Raw genomic sequence first — 16,193 nt, 5'->3', positions numbered from 1 at the left:
TGTGAGAGTAAAGCGTCAGTGTTTGTGATCTGTGCGTGTTATTTTGCGGGCGGGTGATGGCGTTTTTTTCCAGTGCATCCACGCGGTGCAGCAGAGTGCGATCAGGACGGCATAGACGCCGAGCAGACCGGTAAGGGCCAGCAGCATCCTTGCTGCATGTGCGGCAAGGCAGCACAGTAAAAACGAAGTTGCCAACAGGAAAAATCCCGCTGTGCGTAAGAATGATTGATGGCGGGGCAATAAAGGTGGCGTAAAGAGTGTGGTGGCTTGGCGCGGAGTAGCAAAAGCTAACAGGCACACAGCCGCCAGCGCCAGACAGGCAATGGGCAGCAGCATCAGGATTTCTCCTTTGCCGCGCAAGCCATGCGCCATGTGGCGTAAGAAAACAGGCAGGTCAGAGAAAATGCTGTCACGCCAACGCCAATTTGCAATGGGGTTACAGGTAGCCCGTTGAGAAGGGCCACGCCGAGGCACGCCAGAGTAGCCATGCCCAGCAGGTCTCGCCATGCCACTGTGGCAGGACGTACGGCGGCATATAGAAGCAGAATGGCCCATACGCAGAACACTGTCTGAACTTCAATCTGGGCGCGTGTGGCCAGAGAAGGCGGCAATAGGCGGTTGGCAAGGAAAAAGCAGGCAAATGCTGTGGGAATTCCCCCTATCATGCCAACATTGACGCGCTCAACCAGCCTGAACCCGAAGCCCCGGTGACGCTGGCAACGCTTGCTGGTCCATAAATGCAGGCCGGTGGCAATAACACCAGCAAGACCCAGACCCGATAGAAAATAGAGCCAACGTGTGAAAACCGGCGCGAAATGGGCCACATGCAACCCGTAAAGGAAACGGTAAAACCCCATGATGGGCCGGGATTCTTTGTGTTCAGCCAGGAGCGTGCCCGTTGTTCCATCATAACTGAGGGTATGGGTTTCCACCCCCACGCCAGAGGCACTGGGGGCTGCAATAGCCTGAATGACGGAAGCTGCATCTGATGGGTTGCTGATGGTCAGGCGTATCAGACGGTTGGGGGCAAAACGGTGGTTTATGTCAGCCAGAACCGGGCCGATGGGGGCCAGTGTTCCTGCTTTGCCGGAAGCTGGCCGTTCTATACCAGCGGGGTTGAAATCATGCTCCAGTGCGGAGAAGTCCTGATGGTAAAGCGTGGTCAGCCCCCACGGCATCAGCATGTTGGCAAGTGTCAGCGCGCCGGTGAAGGCAATCATCAGGTGAAATGGCAGGGCGGCCACGCCCAGCAGATTATGAGCATCCAGCCAGCTTCTCTGCCCTTTGTTGGGGCGGAATGTGAAAAAATCCAGGAAAATACGCTTATGAGCGATAATGCCTGTCAACAGAATGAGGACAAGCGCCATGGCGGCGACAGCCGCGATCAGCCTGCCCCATGGATAAGGAAGCTGTAGTTCAAAGTGGAAACGGTAGAAAAAATCTCCTCCGCGTGTGTCACGTAATGGGGAGGGGCTGCCGGTTTGTGGATCGAGAGCATGATCCTGATAGGCATCTCCCTCCAGCCACAAGGCTTGAACATAAGGCGCACGAGCGTTTGCCGCTTCAAGATACCATGTTGGGGATTTGGCAGCATGGACGGAAAGCCATTGTATGGCCGTCTGTGTTGCCATATCCGGATTGACGGTGCTCGGAGTTCTGAGTTCAGGCCGCATCCATGTGTTGATTTCAGGACGAAAAACACTGAGTGTTCCCGCCAATGTCATGGCCAGCAGCAGCCAGCCCATGGTCAGCCCGGACCATGTGTGCAGCCATGCCATACAGGCCCGAAAAGTGGGTTTCATGGCCGCCACCCAGCAAGAATGGCAACAGCCCCTACCACAAGACAGAAAGCAACCGTGGCTCCCCATGCGTGGACGGCGGTGCGGGCGCTGAAGCACAGTATCATCATGACAGGCCAGCAGATGAGCGCGAGCAACGTGGACAGGATTGCTGCCTCAGGCCGGGAAAGGGGCAGGGCAGAGGCGGCTGCAATGGCCAGCAGGGCTGAAGATGCATAACCACCGCCCACCCCGGCGACAACGCGGGCCGTAATGGCAAGAATTGCGTGTTTACGAAGGGCGAAAGACGAGATCATGGGAAAAGAAACAGTCACGCAGGACAGCGGAGAGCCCTAGAGGAAAGAGGAAAAACGGATGGGAGACGTATCAGGTCCCGCCTGCTCTGGGGCACCATGTTTGTTTTGCGACTTATTTGCAATATTTGGGTGAGGTAAAATCAGATTTCTCGCTGCTTTGTAAGATTAAGCGCAAAGGTCACCCGTGCGGCGGGATGAAAGATCGAGATAATCCAGAGAATGCGTCTTTCTGATGATCCTTGTGCAGAAAGGATTTTTTCAAAACAACAAAAATGCTGTCCAGCCTCATCCCGTACTCGTCCCAATGTTGTCCGGAAGTCTATCCACAGATTCTGTGGATAACGGGAAAAGAGGGTTTTTGGGGTGGGGGAGTCTCTCCGTTGGTCATCAGAGGAGAATATTTTTGTGGGACGGGGAAGAGGGACCAACAAGGTGTCCCCGTGTCATCCCGTGATTATCCCAATTTTCATCCACAGATTCTGTGGATAAACCCGAAAAGCAGCGCTTTATGAGCTTACTGGACCCACACCTGTGAGAAAAAGAGCTGGTTTACCGTCGTGTAGAAAAAATTGCCCAACCGTGGGGAAGTCAGCAGAACGGTGTCTTTCTCAATCAGGGGCGCGATGGGGGCTTGTTCCATCACCAGTTTATCGGCTTCACGCCACAGGGCTTCGCTCTGCTGCGGGGTGAGGGAGACGTCTGTCTTGGCGCGGTCCATCAACGCCTGAATGCGTTTGTCACAGAAGCCGGGAATATTGATGGAACTGTCTGAATTGGGGTGGAAATTCTCGCACCCCAGCAGATCATCCAGAAAATTGGATGGAGAAGGATAGTCGGCAGACCAGTCTTTAAGGGCAATCTGCACCTTGTTGGACGTATTCTGCATGTAATTAAAGGCCACAGAACTGCTGAGCGGACGCAGTGTGGCTTGATAGCCCAGGCTTTGCAGCATGTCCCGCACCCAGGTGCCCATGGCCATGTCCACACTGGTGTTGGCCGTGATCAGGGTCACTTTCTGCCCGGCTGTGCCACTTTCGCGCACAAGCTGGCGCGCTTTTTCCAGATCAGGGGCGCTCCAGCGTGGAGCGGGTGCGGAGGGGGAGGCACCTTTGGTGTAGAAACAGAAATCCGTCGCACCCGGCAGGGAAGACGGCAGCATGCCACACAGGGGACGGGCGATGCCGGGGCCGCCATAGAAAATGACCATGGCCTTGCGGTTCAGGGCATAATTCACGGCCTGCCGGGCCTTCTGAACATTGAAGGGTGGCAGATTGACGTTCATGGGCAGAAAATACATGGCTGCATGCGGCATGACATGCGTTTGCGCCGTGTAGCGGCTGCCCAGCTCGCCCAGCCTGTCCATGGGAATGCTTCCCTCCATCCAGTCATACTGGCCGTTTTCTACCGCTGTGACAGCAGCTTCGTCCGGAATGCCAAAGCTGTAGGTTATGGTGTCGGGATAGCCGTCAGGCTGGGCTTCCGCGCTCCATTCCCTGAATGCGGGATTACGGTTCAGAACAAGGGATTTGTTGGGATCATACGACGCTATGGCATACGGCCCCGTGCTGGGGATGGGCGTGTTGCCTATGTCATGGTCAGGCGTATCCGCTGGCACAATAACAGCGTGCGTAAAAGCCAGCTTCTGAAGGAATTCAGTATCAGGTGATGACAGGTGGAAGGTAATGGTCCGGTGTGCCGGGTCTTCTACCACGCCACCGCTGAGTGTGCAGGTGGCAGGCTCCTTCAGGCACAGATCAGCCCCTACGATGGCAGAATAGAATGACCCTGCGGTAGGAGAGCCTACCCGGAAGATACGGCGCATGGAGGCGGCGACATCCGCAGTGGTCACAGTCCGGCCATTGGAAAAATGGATATCGGGGCGGAGGGTGAACACATAGGTCCGGCCACCGTCCTGCGGGGCAGGCAGGGTCTCTGCCAGATCCGCCACAACCGTATTGCCGTCTGGGCCGGGCACTTTTTTGAAAGTGGTCAGTCCGTCATACACGACAGCAAACAGGTTGATGTATTTGCCGGAGTAATTGATGTGCGGATCAAGCGTTCCGCCCGACGCTGCGGCGACCAACCGTAAGGTGCCCCCTCGATGCGCCGCGAGAAGGGACGGGGATATCAGTTGCCCTTCTTTCCGCGGTTGGGGTGTCTGGGCGTGAAGGCTACCAGCCGTGAGCAGACCGAGCGCGCACCCTCCGGCCAGAAACAGGCGTTTGAACCGTGCTTCATGTCCTGGCCCGCAGCCTTTACGGCCGCTATGGGCTCTTAGGGGCATTGGTATCCACAGCAGGCGGTGCGTCTTGATCTGGCACCATGAGGTGAGAGAAATTTTTGTACACACCGCTGAGCACGTAAATGCCCAGAACAAGAGTGACAACAATAATTCCGAGCCTTACCAGTTTGCCTGGCATGATATCTCCTGCCCCTTTACCGGTAGGAAGGGGAGGAAGATGCAGGCGGACGGTACCAACGTGGGGTGCCTTCTCCATGGTGGGAGCGGGGATGATAGACATGCTTCGGATGGGAATCCGCGCACGCGCTCAGCCCCAGCACGCTGACAAGCATCAGACCCTGAAAAGCCAGAAGGCGACATGTAAAACGTTTCATGCGGCAACCATACCGGTATTCTTCTCAGGGGAAAAGATGCCTGATGTTCAGGCTCCAGCCGTGCCTTTACCCACCATATCCAGCGGGTTTACCAGCCGGTCAAATGTGGCGCTGTCCAGATAGCCGGATTTCAGGGCCGCGTCTTTCAGGCTGAGATCATGTTCAATGGCGATATGGGCAATTTCAGCAGATTTGTCATACCCGATCTCCGGGCTGAGAGCCGTGACCAGCATGACGGAGCCGTTGACATACTGAGCCAGTTTTGGCCGGTTGATCTCCGTCCCTTCAACCGAAAAGACCCGGAAATTGTGGCAGCCATCGGCCAGAATGCGGATGCTGTGCAGGCAGTTGGCCAGAATGACCGGGCGCATCACGTTCAGATCAAGCTGGCCCTGACTGGCGGCTACGGCCACGGTATTGTCATTGCCCAGCACCTGTGTGGCAATCATGACCATGGCCTCACACTGGGTCGGGTTGACCTTGCCGGGCATGATGGAGGAGCCGGGCTCGTTTTCCGGCAGGCTCAGTTCACCCAGCCCGCACCGGGGGCCAGAGGCCAGCCATCGCATGTCATTGGCAATTTTCAGCAGGGCACCGCCAACCCGCGTAACCCGGCGGAGGCGCGGACCATGGCGTCCAGCCCGCTCAGGGCGGCAAACTTGTTGGGGGCGGTGACAAAGGGGCGGCCAGTAAGCTCCGCAATCTTGCGGGCAATGGCTTTGCTGAAACCCGGAGGCGCATTCAGCCCTGTGCCGACGGCCGTGCCGCCTGCCGCCAGTTCAAACAGAGCTTCCCGCGCGTGGCGCAGGTTTTTCAGTGCGTCTTCCAGAAGACTGGCCCAGCCCGACCATTCCTGCCCTACGGTAAGAGGCACAGCATCCTGCAAATGGGTGCGGCCGATCTTGACCACATCCATCCATTCATCCGCCTTGCTGTGAATGGTTTCAATCAGCTTTTCAACGCTGGGTATCAGCCGGTCTTCTATTTCCAGCAGCGTGACCACATGCATGGCGGTGGGGAAGGAGTCATTGCTCGACTGCCCCATATTCACGTCATCATTGGGGTGAACGGGCTTTTTAGACCCTATTTCCCCACCCGCAAGCTGAATGGCGCGGTTGGCGATAACCTCGTTTACGTTCATGTTGGTCTGGGTGCCAGAGCCGGTCTGCCATACAAACAGCGGAAAATGGTCATCCAGTTTGCCAGCCGTGACTTCATCCGCCACGCGGGCGATGAGGTCCGCTTTCCATTGCGGCATACGACCATCGGCTGCGTTTACCAGTGCTGCCGCTTTTTTGACAACGCCGTAGGCATGATACAGGGGCAGCGGCATGCGGTCCGTGCCGATTGAGAAATGGATCAGACTGCGCTGTGTCTGCGCGCCCCAGTATTTATTGGCCGGGACTTCAATTTCTCCCATGGAATCCCGTTCCCTCCGGGTGCCTTCGGCCTGAATACCGATGGGACAGGATGTGATCGTGGGTGCTGAAGTCATTGTTCTGGTTTCCCCTTGCTGTTCTGGCCCAGACCCCGGAGGGCGTGCCGCGCCCTTAGCAATATGGGGCGCTTAACGTGCGCCGCAGGGTGAAGACTCTGAGAAGACAGGTCACAAGTAAGAGACCATTTCGCTTCCGCTGCGTTAGGGATGAAGGCAGCTATGAGGTGATAAGGTTTTTGTCTGGTTTGCGAAATATCATGAACGGGTGTGGTCTGACCGATCGGTCACGTGTTAGAAGCAAAAACAAAATAGACGGGAGCCCCCGCCATTTTGGTGCCTTATCAGCACGATATGGGAGGCTGCTGAGAATAAGATCGATTCTGGACGGAGAGGCTAAAAGAGCATGGCGGTAACGGGTCTGGCTGCGGTACTGCTCGCCATTGGGCTTCTTCTTGTTATTGTAAGCGCGGTACAGCCCATAGCGCGCAGGCTTGAACTTTCAGAAACAGTGTTGCTGGCTATTGTCGGCATCATTATCGGCAGTCTGGCGGATTTTGCGCTACGCAATTCGCATCTGGCGGCGCTGAACGGTCTGGCGGAAATGCTGCTGGACTTCCCTATAAACAGTGAAGCCTTCCTGCTTATCTTCCTGCCTGCCTTGGTGTTTCAGGGCGCATTGGCCATTGATGTCCGGCGGCTGGCGCATGAAACAGCAACCGTGCTGCTACTGGCCGTTGTGGCGGTTGTGGTTTCCACGGCCACCATTGGCTTTGCATTGCTGCCTTTTGCCCAGATGCCGCTGGTGGTCTGCCTGCTGCTTGGCTCCATTGTGGCGACAACAGATCCCTCCGCCGTGGCTGGTATTTTCCGTGACATCGGGGCCGCTACCCGCCTGACCCGGCTGGTGGAGGGGGAAGCGCTTCTGAACGATGCCGCCGCCATTTCCATCTTCTCCATCCTGCTGCCATCGGTCACGCTGCACCACGCCATTCACCCCGGCGAGGCCGTGATTTCCTTCGTGATTTCCTTTGTGGGCGCGCTGATTGTGGGGGTGGTTTTCGGCCAGTTGACCCTCATGATGATCACGGCACTGGGCGGCTCCCCGGCGGCGGAAATTACGCTTACGGTGGCGCTGCCTTATGTGGCCTATATCGTTTCTGATGAATTTCTGGGGGTATCTGGCGTGGTGGCCACGGCCGCTGCCGGGCTGACGCTTTCCGTCTATGGGCCATCCACCTTCCGTCCGCAGACATGGTTGTTCCTGAACCAATTGTGGCAGCAGCTTGTGTTCTGGGCCGGTTCTCTGGTGTTTGTTCTGGCCTCCATGCTGGTGCCCCATCTGCTGGTGGGCATGACCCGGTGGGATTGTGTGCTTATCCTGATTGCCAGCGTGGCCGGTCTGGCCGCGCGTGGAGCCGTGGTGTTCGGGCTGTTGCCTTTTCTGGCCATGACCAAACTTTCTCCGCCGGTGCCCACACCGTTCAAGGTCACCATGGTATGGGGTGGCCTGCGCGGTGCCATCACACTGGCGCTGGCGCTGGCTGTGACGGAGAACGAACGGGTTTCTACCCCGGTGGCGCATTTTATCGGGATTATCGCCACAGGGTTTGTGCTCATCACGCTTCTGCTCAATGGGACCACTTTGCGGTCTCTGGTGCTGTTCCTGAAGCTGGACAAGCTTTCACCCATTGATGAAGCCATGCGGCATCAGGTGCTCAGTATTGGTCTGGATAAGGTAAAGGAACGGGCGGAGAAAATGGGGGACGAACTTGGGTTCTCCACCGATGCCACACGTCCGGTTTTGCAACAGATTGATCGGCGGGCGGATGAAGAGCAGGCCGCCAACGAGTTTGATACGGCGCTGGGTGATACGCAGCGTGTGAACCTGGCGCTGATTACCATTGCCAGCCAGGAACGCTCGCTCCTGCTGGATCTGTTCCGCATTCAGGGGCTTTCCCGCCGGGTGATGGAAACCCTGCTACGGAGTGCTGAAGCGGCCATTGATGGCGCACGGCTTGAAGGGCGGTTGGGCTATGTTCGCGCCTTGCGGCGGCGGCTCAGCCCTTCACTGCGCTTCAAGACCGCGCAATGGATCCACAACCATCTGCGGATTGATCGGCCCCTTATGCTGTGCATGGCTGAGCGGTTTGAAATGCTGATGGTGGCGCATTTCGTGTCCATCTCGCTGACCCGTTTCATGAGGGAGCGGCTGGAGCCAACGCTTGGGCCGCGTATTGGCGAGATTGTGGCCGAGGTGTTGCAGCGCCAGCGCAAACTGCTGAACGAGGCGTTGGAAACGCTGCGGCTGCATTATCACGGCTATTCAGAAGCGCTGGAAAACCGGATTTTCCGCCAGATTGTTCTGCGGCTGGAAGGGGAGGAGTATGATTCCTTGCTCTCTGAATCGCTCATCAGTGATGAACTGAACCGTGAGTTGATGAAGGAACTGGAACGCCGCCGCAGCCGTCTGGACAAGCCTTTGAGCTTTGACCTCAAAAGCGGCATTGAAAGCCGTCTGAAGCATGCCGCTGTGTTCCGCGGGCTGCCGGGGGCCGAGTTGCATGATCTGGCCACCACCACATCCCTTCGGTTTGTGGCCCCGCAGGAGATGATCTGTCGGCGCGGGCGGCGTATCCGGAATGTCTATTTCATTAGCGCGGGTCTGGCTGAGGCTCATATTGCCGAGCGGGATATCCTGTATGGAGCGGGCGACCTGATAGGCGCTCTGGGCGCTTACAAGAATGAGCGTTGTCCGGCGAGTATCCGTGCGGTGCAGTTCGGGCACTTCATGGTGATCAGCGCGTCCCGCTTCCGTCGTCTGGTGGAAGAATATCCGGTTGTTCTTGAGAATATTGAGAAGCTGCGGCGCAAACGCGAAGACGGTGACCGGGCCATCAAGCTGGTGCCGGGTGACAAGGGGGGCGGTGAAGGGGCGGAACAGCCCGGCATGGCCGCTCAGGCGCTTTTGAGCATGGACCGTAACCGGCTGCCACCTCCCGCGGCTTCCGCAGAGAAGGAATGACTGTAGGAAAGATTCTGGCGGTTGTATGAAGATAAAAAAGGGGGCGTCCGCCACATGGTCGGACGCCCCCTTTTCTGTTTTCCTGCGGACTGTCAGAACCCGCTGGAGGGAGGAAACTGGTTGCTTTCACTCTGGCGCAGTGCCAGCCCGATCTGCACCCAGCCAATACCGCTGGCAATCAGTTCGACAGCAATGAAGGTGCCAATCAGCCACAGCCCGGACCACGGCAGCGTAAAGTAGAGGCTCAGGCCGACCAGCAGGCTGATTACGCCGCCAAACAGGACAATGCCCCAGCCCGGCAGGCCGCGTGACTGGATAGCCAGAATGCAGCGCATGATGCCCACCACAATAAAACAGGCGGCTGCAAACAGTGTGATCATACCGGCACCCGTTACCGGTTCTTCAATAATCATGACCCCGGCGATGATATAGAGTACCCCTGCCAGAAGGGAGAACAGGAACCCGCCCCAGTCCCGCACGGCAAAGGCGTGGATCATCTGCATGGTGCCAGCAATAATCAGCAGCACGCCGATGAAAATGGTGCTGGCGAGTGTTACGGAGACGGCATCAATGGCAGCAATAAAGCCCAGAATGATCAGGGCGGCGCCGAGCGCTACAAAGAGCCCCCATTTTTTGGCGAATGGCATGGCAGAATATCCTTTTCTGACCGTTTAATAAGACCACGATACGCCAATTGCGAAAGGACTGATACAAATACCGCAGGCTGTTGGTTCGGGGCGTGCTGTCTTAACTCAATTCTGGGGAGCAGAAGGCGGCAGTAGGGGACTTTTCGCGCGGAAAAGATTGACACAAAGCCAGTCTTTCCGTAATGGCTGCCCCCATTGCCGGGAATGTGGACAGGACGGCTGACAGATGGACTATGCTCCCATCTGGCGGTGATACGGACTGCGCCCGCTCTGATCCGTGGGGGACAGAGACTACCGGCGCAATGGCAGGCAGGGTGGCGCAGGCTGGCCTGTTTTGCAGTAGTGGAAGAGAAGAGCGCAGAATGAGCAAGCGCCTCGAGAGCAAGTACAAGATTAACCGTCGCCTTGGCGTCAACCTGTGGGGCCGTGCAAAGTCTCCGGTTAACCGTCGTGAATATGGTCCCGGCCAGCATGGTCAGCGCCGTAAGGGCAAGCCTTCTGACTATTCTGTGCAGCTTATGGCCAAGCAGAAGCTGAAGGGCTACTACGGTAACATCAGCGAAAAGCAGTTCCGTCGGTATTATCAGGAAGCCGTGCGCCGCAAGGGTGATACGTCTGAAAACCTGATCAACCTGCTTGAGCGTCGTCTGGATGCGGTTATCTACCGCATGAAGTTCGCCATCACGCCGTTTGCTGCGCGTCAGTTCATCAACCATGGCCACGTGCTGGTGAATGGCCGCAAGATGAACATCCCGTCCTATCTGGTTAAAGATGGCGACGTGATTGAAATCCGCGAAAAGTCCAAGCAGCTTGCTATCGTTCTGGATGCGACGCAGACCAACGAACGCGATGTTCCGGAATACATGGAAGTTGATCACCGCCAGATGAAGGGCACCTTCATCCGTGGTCCGAAGTTCTCTGACGTGCCGTATCCGGTGCAGATGGAACCGAACCTGGTGGTGGAATACTACTCCCGTTAATCGGCGCTTCGGCCCGATCTGTGCAGCGCCGGGTGGAGGGCAACCTCCTTACCCGGCGTTTGCCGTTTTAGTCCCTTGTCTTTTCCAGCCGGATTGTTCCCCATGTCTGATGCGCCCGTTACCGAACTGAGCACGGAAATTGCCCGTCGCCGCACTTTTGCAATCATCTCGCATCCGGACGCCGGTAAAACCACGTTGACGGAACGGATTCTGCGCGCTGGTGGGGCCATTCAGCTTGCCGGGAACGTACGTGCCAAAGGTGAGCGCCGCCGTACACGCTCGGACTGGATGAGTATTGAGCGTGACCGTGGAATTTCCGTCGTCAGTTCCGTGATGACGTTTGAATATGGCGGGTGCATCTTCAACCTGCTTGATACCCCGGGACATGAAGACTTTTCCGAAGATACGTACCGCACACTGACGGCAGTGGATTCCGCCGTCATGGTGATTGACGCGGCTAAAGGGATTGAGGACCGGACACGCAAGCTGTTTGAAATCTGCCGCCTGCGTGACATCCCGATTGTCACCTTCATCAACAAGATGGACCGTGAAGCGCAGGACCCGTTTGAACTTCTGGATGAAGTGGCATCTTCTCTGGCGCTGGATACCTCGCCAGCAACGTGGCCCGTGGGGCGTGCAGCGAAGTTCGTGGGCACGTATGATCTGCTCACCAAGAAACTGCATACTCAGGAAGAGCTTCCGCAATCTGACCCGCGTATGATTCAGCTCGCAGAAGAACTGGAATTGGCCGAGGCAGCCCTGCCACAGTTTGACCGGGAAGCGTTTGACGCCGGGCATCTGACCCCCGTGTTCTTCGGTAGCGCCATGAAGGAAATTGGCGTGACAGACCTGCTGGATGCTCTGGTATCCTTTGGGCCGTCTCCCCGAAATCAGGTGGCTGAAACCCGCACAGTCAAAGCGGATGAACCAGCCATGACGGCTCTGGTCTTCAAAATTCAGGCGAATATGGACCCGAACCACCGGGACCGTATTGCTTTCGCGCGGATCTGTTCAGGTAAGCTTACGCGCGGCATGCGGTTGCTGCATACGCGCACAGGCAAGAATTTTGCCGTGCATACACCGCAGTTCTTTTTCGCGCGTGACCGGCAACTGGCGGAGGAAGCCTTTGCAGGTGATGTTGTGGGTATTCCCAACCATGGCACCCTGCGTATTGGAGACACACTGACAGAAAGCGAAAACCTCAGCTTTACTGGTGTGCCGCATTTTGCGCCGGAAATCCTGCGTCGTGTGCGGCTGGATGATGCCATGAAAGCCAAAAAACTGAAGCAGGCGCTCACCCAGCTTGCTGAAGAAGGGGTGGTGCAGCTTTTCCGCCCGCAGGATGGAGCGCAACCGATTGTCGGGGTTGTGGGTACCCTGCAGCTTGATGTGCTTCAGGCACGGCTGAAGGCGGAATATGGCGTGGCAATCGGTTTTGATGCCACCCCGTTCTCTTTGGCGCGCTGGATTACCGGGCCTCGTGATAAAATTGAAATCTTCGCTCAAATCAATCGAAGCGCCATGGCGGATGATCTGGATGATGACCCTGTGTTCCTGGCTACCTCGGCTTTCATGATGCGCCGTACCCAGGAACAGAACCCGGATATCACCTTTCACGACATCAAGCAGATCGGGATTGAAATTAAATAGGACCAATGGGGCAGAAGGGCTTGCCTCTGATTGTGCTTACCCAGTCAGAGGTTCCTTTTCGTGATATTTTGAGTGTTTCTTTAGGTCCGCGGGAGCAATATGTTCTTCGCATTGAGGGATATTCTCTGGTGGGAAGCTAGGTTACATCAAGATGTTGCATAGCGAGACCGGTATAGTCTCAAAATATGCTTGCTGTTTTTTCTTCAGTTCTTTGTTAAGAATTCTGATTCTTCTGTTAAATGTTTGGTATGCTTTTTATTCAGTCTATTTAGTCTCGTCAGGGTTATGATCGCTACTTTGAAAATTAGGAATTCTGGATTAAATATAGTCCTAACAATGCGAGGTTAGGCAGTTTTTTATGACTGAAAAAACATTAGACGCGCTGGTAGCAGAAAATACACTGGATATTTATCCTTCCGAGCCAATGCCCTTTGAAATTGAGTGCATTGAGCGCGATCATCAGGCCATGGAGTATTTTGGCCATCATGGCGGAACGGTGCTTGAGCACGCCTTTACTATCGCCAATATCCTACACCGGAATCAAAAGCCATTTGAAGCAGCCTGTATTTATGGGGTAGCGTTTCGTATTCGAGTTGCAAATATGGACCAATACCCGCTTCCACAGTCTCTGATGCAGGTGCGTCTGCTGTGTCTTCTCAAGGCTGGCAAACCATTGCCTGAGCATGATTTACAAACGCTTGCCGGCCTGTCGCGCCCGTACGTCAATTATATTGAAGGCATTGCGTCTGCTTGGCGGGGGGGCGATAACAAAGAAGCACTGACCCATATCGGAAACGCTTTTGAAGAATTCTTGAGTGGAGAAGAAATTGACTGGCTCTATTTGGAAATAGCACAAAAAATTCAGCCCAGCCTTTTTAATAGTGATATGCCAGAAGTAGAAACTGGAAGGACGATTCCCAGAAAGCTCTTTATGTATTGGGATAAAGAGCCGACAGAAGAAATAAATGAAAATATTTATTTCCATCAAAGTATTCCTGATCTGGAAATTGAGGTTTTTAATCAGGAAAAAGCAGCTTCTTGGTTGTATGAATATTATGGTGTTGAAGCGCGTAAGTTTTTCCTTTCCATGCGCCATCCTGCGGAAGCTGCTGACTTCCTGCGGGTGCATGTGACCAACCTACTTGGTGGTTGGTGGCTGGATGCCAATGCCCGCATTCGGGGGGAAGCGGCTCTACAGTTCATGCTGGATCAGAAAGATGATGTTGTTCTGTTCTTGAAGCCGAATTTTGTCAGCCATAATGATTTTTATGGTACGGTCGCCAAAAGCAGTATTATGGAAGAGTGCCTGCGTATTCTGTATAATAATTGTTATAAGCATAAACATCTTCATATGGCTTATAAAACAGGGCCAGGCATCTTTAATCGTGCGCTTTCTCGCACGGCTTTTCGCGTTCTGCAGGGTATTCCCAATGAGGAACGGGTCAAACTCTATGATCAGTCGAAATTTGAGGAGGTCATCCAGCAAGGCAATTTGCTGTGAAAAGATTTTTTCTCTCTGATGAATGTGGATTGTAATGAAGAATCTGAAATTAGAAAGATACAATAATGTCGTTGTGTTTTTGAGAACGGCGTGCAGGTATTTGTTTAGATGATTTGAGTGCGAACGGTTTTGGCTGTTGCTGGTTCTACAGGAGGGGCAGAGCTGCTACAGGATATATGAATGTTCCTGTTGTCTTTTCGCTGTAGGCCAGCACTCGAAAACCGTATTGTTTCTTAGGTATATAAACCGCTTGAAGATTAACTGAGCAATTCTGTTAAGATTTTGTGTGTCAAGTGCGTTTTTCCGTCAGGCAGACAAGGAAGGCGAGGGCAGGTAGAGCGGCTCCTAATGTTGAAGCCCATATCCAGCCGCCGTGGGCGTATGTCCAGGCTCCCAAAGCTGAGCCAGCGGCGCCGCCCAGAAAAAAGATGGCCATATATAGGCCGTTAAGGCGCGCGCGGTGTTCCGGCGCAAGCACGTACAAGGCACGCTGCCCCAATACCAGATTTGCAGTGACACCAAAATCAATCGCCACGCCTGCAATGCAGAGCGCCAGAACAAACAGGCCGGGTTGTTGAAACAGCCAGGTCGAGAGAAAGGCGAGGGACGCTATTCCCATAGCAGCAAGGCTTGCGGGCCAGGTCCAGCCTTTGTCCGCAATGCGTCCTGCAATGGGGGCAGCAATGGCTCCTGCTACACCAACAAATGCGAAAAGTGCTATTTTCCCTTGGGAAAACAGATACGGCGCTCCGGCGAGAAGAAGGGGGGTAACGGTCCAGAACAGGCTGAACGCTCCGAACATGCAGGCGTGGTAAAAGGCCCGTCTTTGCAGTACCGGCGTATGAGTGAGCAAATACACCATGGAGAGCAGGAGATCACGATAACTGCTCTGCGTTATGGGGACGCGCTGTGGCAAGACGCGCTGGAGCACAATGGACAGAGCCAGCATGACACCAGCGGATAGCAGGAAAATGGTCTGCCAGGAAAAAAACTGAGCAACAAAGCTGGAAACAGGGCGTGCCAGCATGATGCCCATCATGAGGCCGCTCATGACATTACCTACCACGCGCCCTCGGATTGCCTCTGGTGCAAGATGGGCGGCAAATGGCACCAGAATCTGCACGGCGACGGAGAGCAGCCCGACCAGTCCTATTGCGAGTAGAAACGGAACAGGGTGGCTGGAAAAAGGAAGAACCAGCAGCGCCAGCATGACAAGCCGCGTCATCCAGACGATGAGGCTACGATTTTCCAGCAGGTCAGCCAGTGGGACAATCAGCAATAGGCCAAGGCAGTAGCCCATCTGTGTCATGGTCACGATCAGGCCAGCCTGACTTGCGGACATACCCAGCGCGGCGCTGATCGGACCAGCCAGTGGCTGCGCGTAATAAAGATTGGCCACAATCAACCCGCACGCAGCGGCAATCACCATAACCAGATGAGGCGTCAGTCCTTCCTGCTCTGGATGCCCTGAAGAAACGGGAGAAGAAGTGGGTTTGTTCATGGAGAGACGGCTTCCAGCAGAGCACGGGAAGTAGGGAGGAGATCTGGGCGTTGCAGCCAGCTTGCAATCTCCTTTTTAGGAACAAGAGCAAGCTGGTCATATTCCTGATTGGCGCAGCTTTGCCAGCGTTCCTCCACTTCTTTGAAAGGTAAAGAGGTGTGAAGGGAAAGGCCGATATCCAGAATGCGGGTGCCCGGATGGCGGCAGATCAGTTGCGGAGCCCCTACGGTAAGGTCATGCGCTGTTAGCCCAAGTTCTTCTTCTGCTTCGGCTAGGATTTGCTCTGGGAGAGAGACATCCGCGCATTCTCCACGTTTTTCAATGCTGCCTGCCGGGGGGCTTTGCCAGAAATTTCCCTGATAGAGCGAGGAAGGGTGCCGTCGGCCCAGAACGTATCCATCGGGTGTTTCAAGAAGACCGATCACGGCCAACGATTGCAGGCGCAGATGAGGAAAAAGAGCGGGGTTTTTCATCTGGGCAAAAACTCGCCGGTATTCTGTCCAGTGCCCGGATATGGTGGTGGCGGTAACGCGGTCAGCCGTGAAGACGCAGCCATTGAACAAGGCGGGCGTTTTCTGGCGAGCCTGCGCCCAGAGGTTGGTTATCTCCGTTTCGAGTGTGTGCGAAAGCGAAGGCGTGGACGAAGACACGCGAATGGTACAGGCAGGGGAAAGCCGGAGGAGCGGCCACTGACCGGAAAAGCTGGGTATCATGTCGGGCATGATACGCAATCTGATCGGAAA

12 protein-coding genes and 1 pseudogene are annotated in these 16,193 nt (G+C 55.3%); 4 read left to right on the top strand and 9 right to left on the bottom strand.

The annotated features are described in order from the left end of the window. Positions 1–15: 15 nt before the first annotated feature. From ASN_RS00170 to fumC, 6 genes and pseudogenes are all read right to left on the bottom strand, one after another. Positions 16–336, bottom strand: a complete 321-nt coding sequence (locus ASN_RS00170; protein WP_058986883.1) for a DUF3325 family protein — start codon at positions 334–336, stop codon at positions 16–18. After that, positions 336–1,802: a PepSY-associated TM helix domain-containing protein gene (locus ASN_RS00165; protein WP_197603312.1), complete on the bottom strand. Its 1,467-nt coding sequence runs from the start codon at positions 1,800–1,802 to the stop codon at positions 336–338. The genes ASN_RS00170 and ASN_RS00165 overlap by 1 nt, the downstream gene beginning before the upstream one ends. After that, a complete protein-coding gene (locus ASN_RS00160; RefSeq protein WP_058986881.1) occupies positions 1,799–2,095 on the bottom strand; it encodes a hypothetical protein in 297 nt (98 codons plus the stop codon). The genes ASN_RS00165 and ASN_RS00160 overlap by 4 nt, the downstream gene beginning before the upstream one ends. Positions 2,096–2,609: 514 nt before the next feature. Then, positions 2,610–4,379: an ABC transporter substrate-binding protein gene (locus tag ASN_RS00155; protein ID WP_058986880.1), complete on the bottom strand. Its 1,770-nt coding sequence runs from the start codon at positions 4,377–4,379 to the stop codon at positions 2,610–2,612. Further along, positions 4,360–4,617 carry a hypothetical protein gene (locus tag ASN_RS19360; RefSeq protein WP_157765066.1) on the bottom strand — a complete coding sequence of 86 codons (258 nt, stop codon included), beginning with the start codon at positions 4,615–4,617 and terminating at the stop codon, positions 4,360–4,362. Before ASN_RS19360 ends, ASN_RS00155 begins: the two co-directional genes overlap by 20 nt. Before the next feature lie 141 nt (positions 4,618–4,758). Continuing rightward, positions 4,759–6,206, bottom strand: a pseudogene (gene fumC / locus ASN_RS00145) (class II fumarate hydratase). A 346-nt stretch (positions 6,207–6,552) separates the two neighbouring features. On the opposite strand from fumC, the gene nhaK2 reads away from it, so the two are divergent. Beyond that, a complete protein-coding gene (gene nhaK2 / locus ASN_RS00140; protein WP_058986879.1) occupies positions 6,553–9,171 on the top strand; it encodes a Na+/H+ antiporter NhaK2 in 2,619 nt (872 codons plus the stop codon). Between the two features lie 92 nt (positions 9,172–9,263). Here nhaK2 and ASN_RS00135 read toward each other — a convergent pair whose 3' ends face one another. After that, positions 9,264–9,818 (bottom strand): HdeD family acid-resistance protein, encoded by a 555-nt coding sequence (locus tag ASN_RS00135; protein WP_058986878.1) that lies wholly within the window; start codon positions 9,816–9,818, stop codon positions 9,264–9,266. Between the two features lie 362 nt (positions 9,819–10,180). Here ASN_RS00135 and rpsD point away from each other — a divergent pair, with 362 nt between their 5' ends. From rpsD to ASN_RS00120, 3 genes are all read left to right on the top strand, one after another. Next, positions 10,181–10,798 carry a 30S ribosomal protein S4 gene (gene rpsD, locus ASN_RS00130; protein WP_039903125.1) on the top strand — a complete coding sequence of 206 codons (618 nt, stop codon included), beginning with the start codon at positions 10,181–10,183 and terminating at the stop codon, positions 10,796–10,798. 102 nt (positions 10,799–10,900) lie between these two features. Continuing rightward, positions 10,901–12,448 (top strand): peptide chain release factor 3, encoded by a 1,548-nt coding sequence (locus tag ASN_RS00125; RefSeq protein ID WP_035382376.1) that lies wholly within the window; start codon positions 10,901–10,903, stop codon positions 12,446–12,448. Positions 12,449–12,806: 358 nt separating this feature from the next. Then, on the top strand, positions 12,807–13,949 hold the full coding sequence (locus ASN_RS00120) for a glycosyltransferase family 32 protein (RefSeq protein WP_058986877.1): 1,143 nt from the start codon (positions 12,807–12,809) through the stop codon (positions 13,947–13,949). A gap of 289 nt (positions 13,950–14,238) precedes the next feature. Here ASN_RS00120 and ASN_RS00115 read toward each other — a convergent pair whose 3' ends face one another. Together ASN_RS00115 and ASN_RS00110 are read right to left on the bottom strand one after the other, a co-directional pair. Further along, a complete protein-coding gene (locus ASN_RS00115; RefSeq protein ID WP_058986876.1) occupies positions 14,239–15,450 on the bottom strand; it encodes an MFS transporter in 1,212 nt (403 codons plus the stop codon). Continuing rightward, entirely contained in the window at positions 15,447–16,172 is a 726-nt protein-coding gene (locus ASN_RS00110) for an NUDIX hydrolase (RefSeq protein ID WP_231948308.1), read from the bottom strand. Before ASN_RS00110 ends, ASN_RS00115 begins: the two co-directional genes overlap by 4 nt. Between the last annotated feature and the right edge of the window lie 21 nt (positions 16,173–16,193).

The organism is Acetobacter senegalensis, from assembly GCF_001499615.1.
GTDB classification, from domain to species: Bacteria; Pseudomonadota; Alphaproteobacteria; order Acetobacterales; family Acetobacteraceae; genus Acetobacter; species Acetobacter senegalensis.
This window is presented reverse-complemented; position numbering and strand designations above follow the sequence as displayed.

Coding starts and splice junctions, on each gene's coding strand:
- ASN_RS00170 (WP_058986883.1), bottom strand. CDS start 336: ATGCTGCTGCCCATTGCCTGTCTGGCGCTGGCGGCTGTGTGCCTGTTA.
- ASN_RS00165 (WP_197603312.1), bottom strand. CDS start 1,802: ATGAAACCCACTTTTCGGGCCTGTATGGCATGGCTGCACACATGGTCC.
- ASN_RS00160 (WP_058986881.1), bottom strand. CDS start 2,095: ATGATCTCGTCTTTCGCCCTTCGTAAACACGCAATTCTTGCCATTACG.
- ASN_RS00155 (WP_058986880.1), bottom strand. CDS start 4,379: ATGCCCCTAAGAGCCCATAGCGGCCGTAAAGGCTGCGGGCCAGGACAT.
- ASN_RS19360 (WP_157765066.1), bottom strand. CDS start 4,617: ATGTCTATCATCCCCGCTCCCACCATGGAGAAGGCACCCCACGTTGGT.
- nhaK2 (WP_058986879.1), top strand. CDS start 6,553: ATGGCGGTAACGGGTCTGGCTGCGGTACTGCTCGCCATTGGGCTTCTT.
- ASN_RS00135 (WP_058986878.1), bottom strand. CDS start 9,818: ATGCCATTCGCCAAAAAATGGGGGCTCTTTGTAGCGCTCGGCGCCGCC.
- rpsD (WP_039903125.1), top strand. CDS start 10,181: ATGAGCAAGCGCCTCGAGAGCAAGTACAAGATTAACCGTCGCCTTGGC.
- ASN_RS00125 (WP_035382376.1), top strand. CDS start 10,901: ATGTCTGATGCGCCCGTTACCGAACTGAGCACGGAAATTGCCCGTCGC.
- ASN_RS00120 (WP_058986877.1), top strand. CDS start 12,807: ATGACTGAAAAAACATTAGACGCGCTGGTAGCAGAAAATACACTGGAT.
- ASN_RS00115 (WP_058986876.1), bottom strand. CDS start 15,450: ATGAACAAACCCACTTCTTCTCCCGTTTCTTCAGGGCATCCAGAGCAG.
- ASN_RS00110 (WP_231948308.1), bottom strand. CDS start 16,172: ATGCCCGACATGATACCCAGCTTTTCCGGTCAGTGGCCGCTCCTCCGG.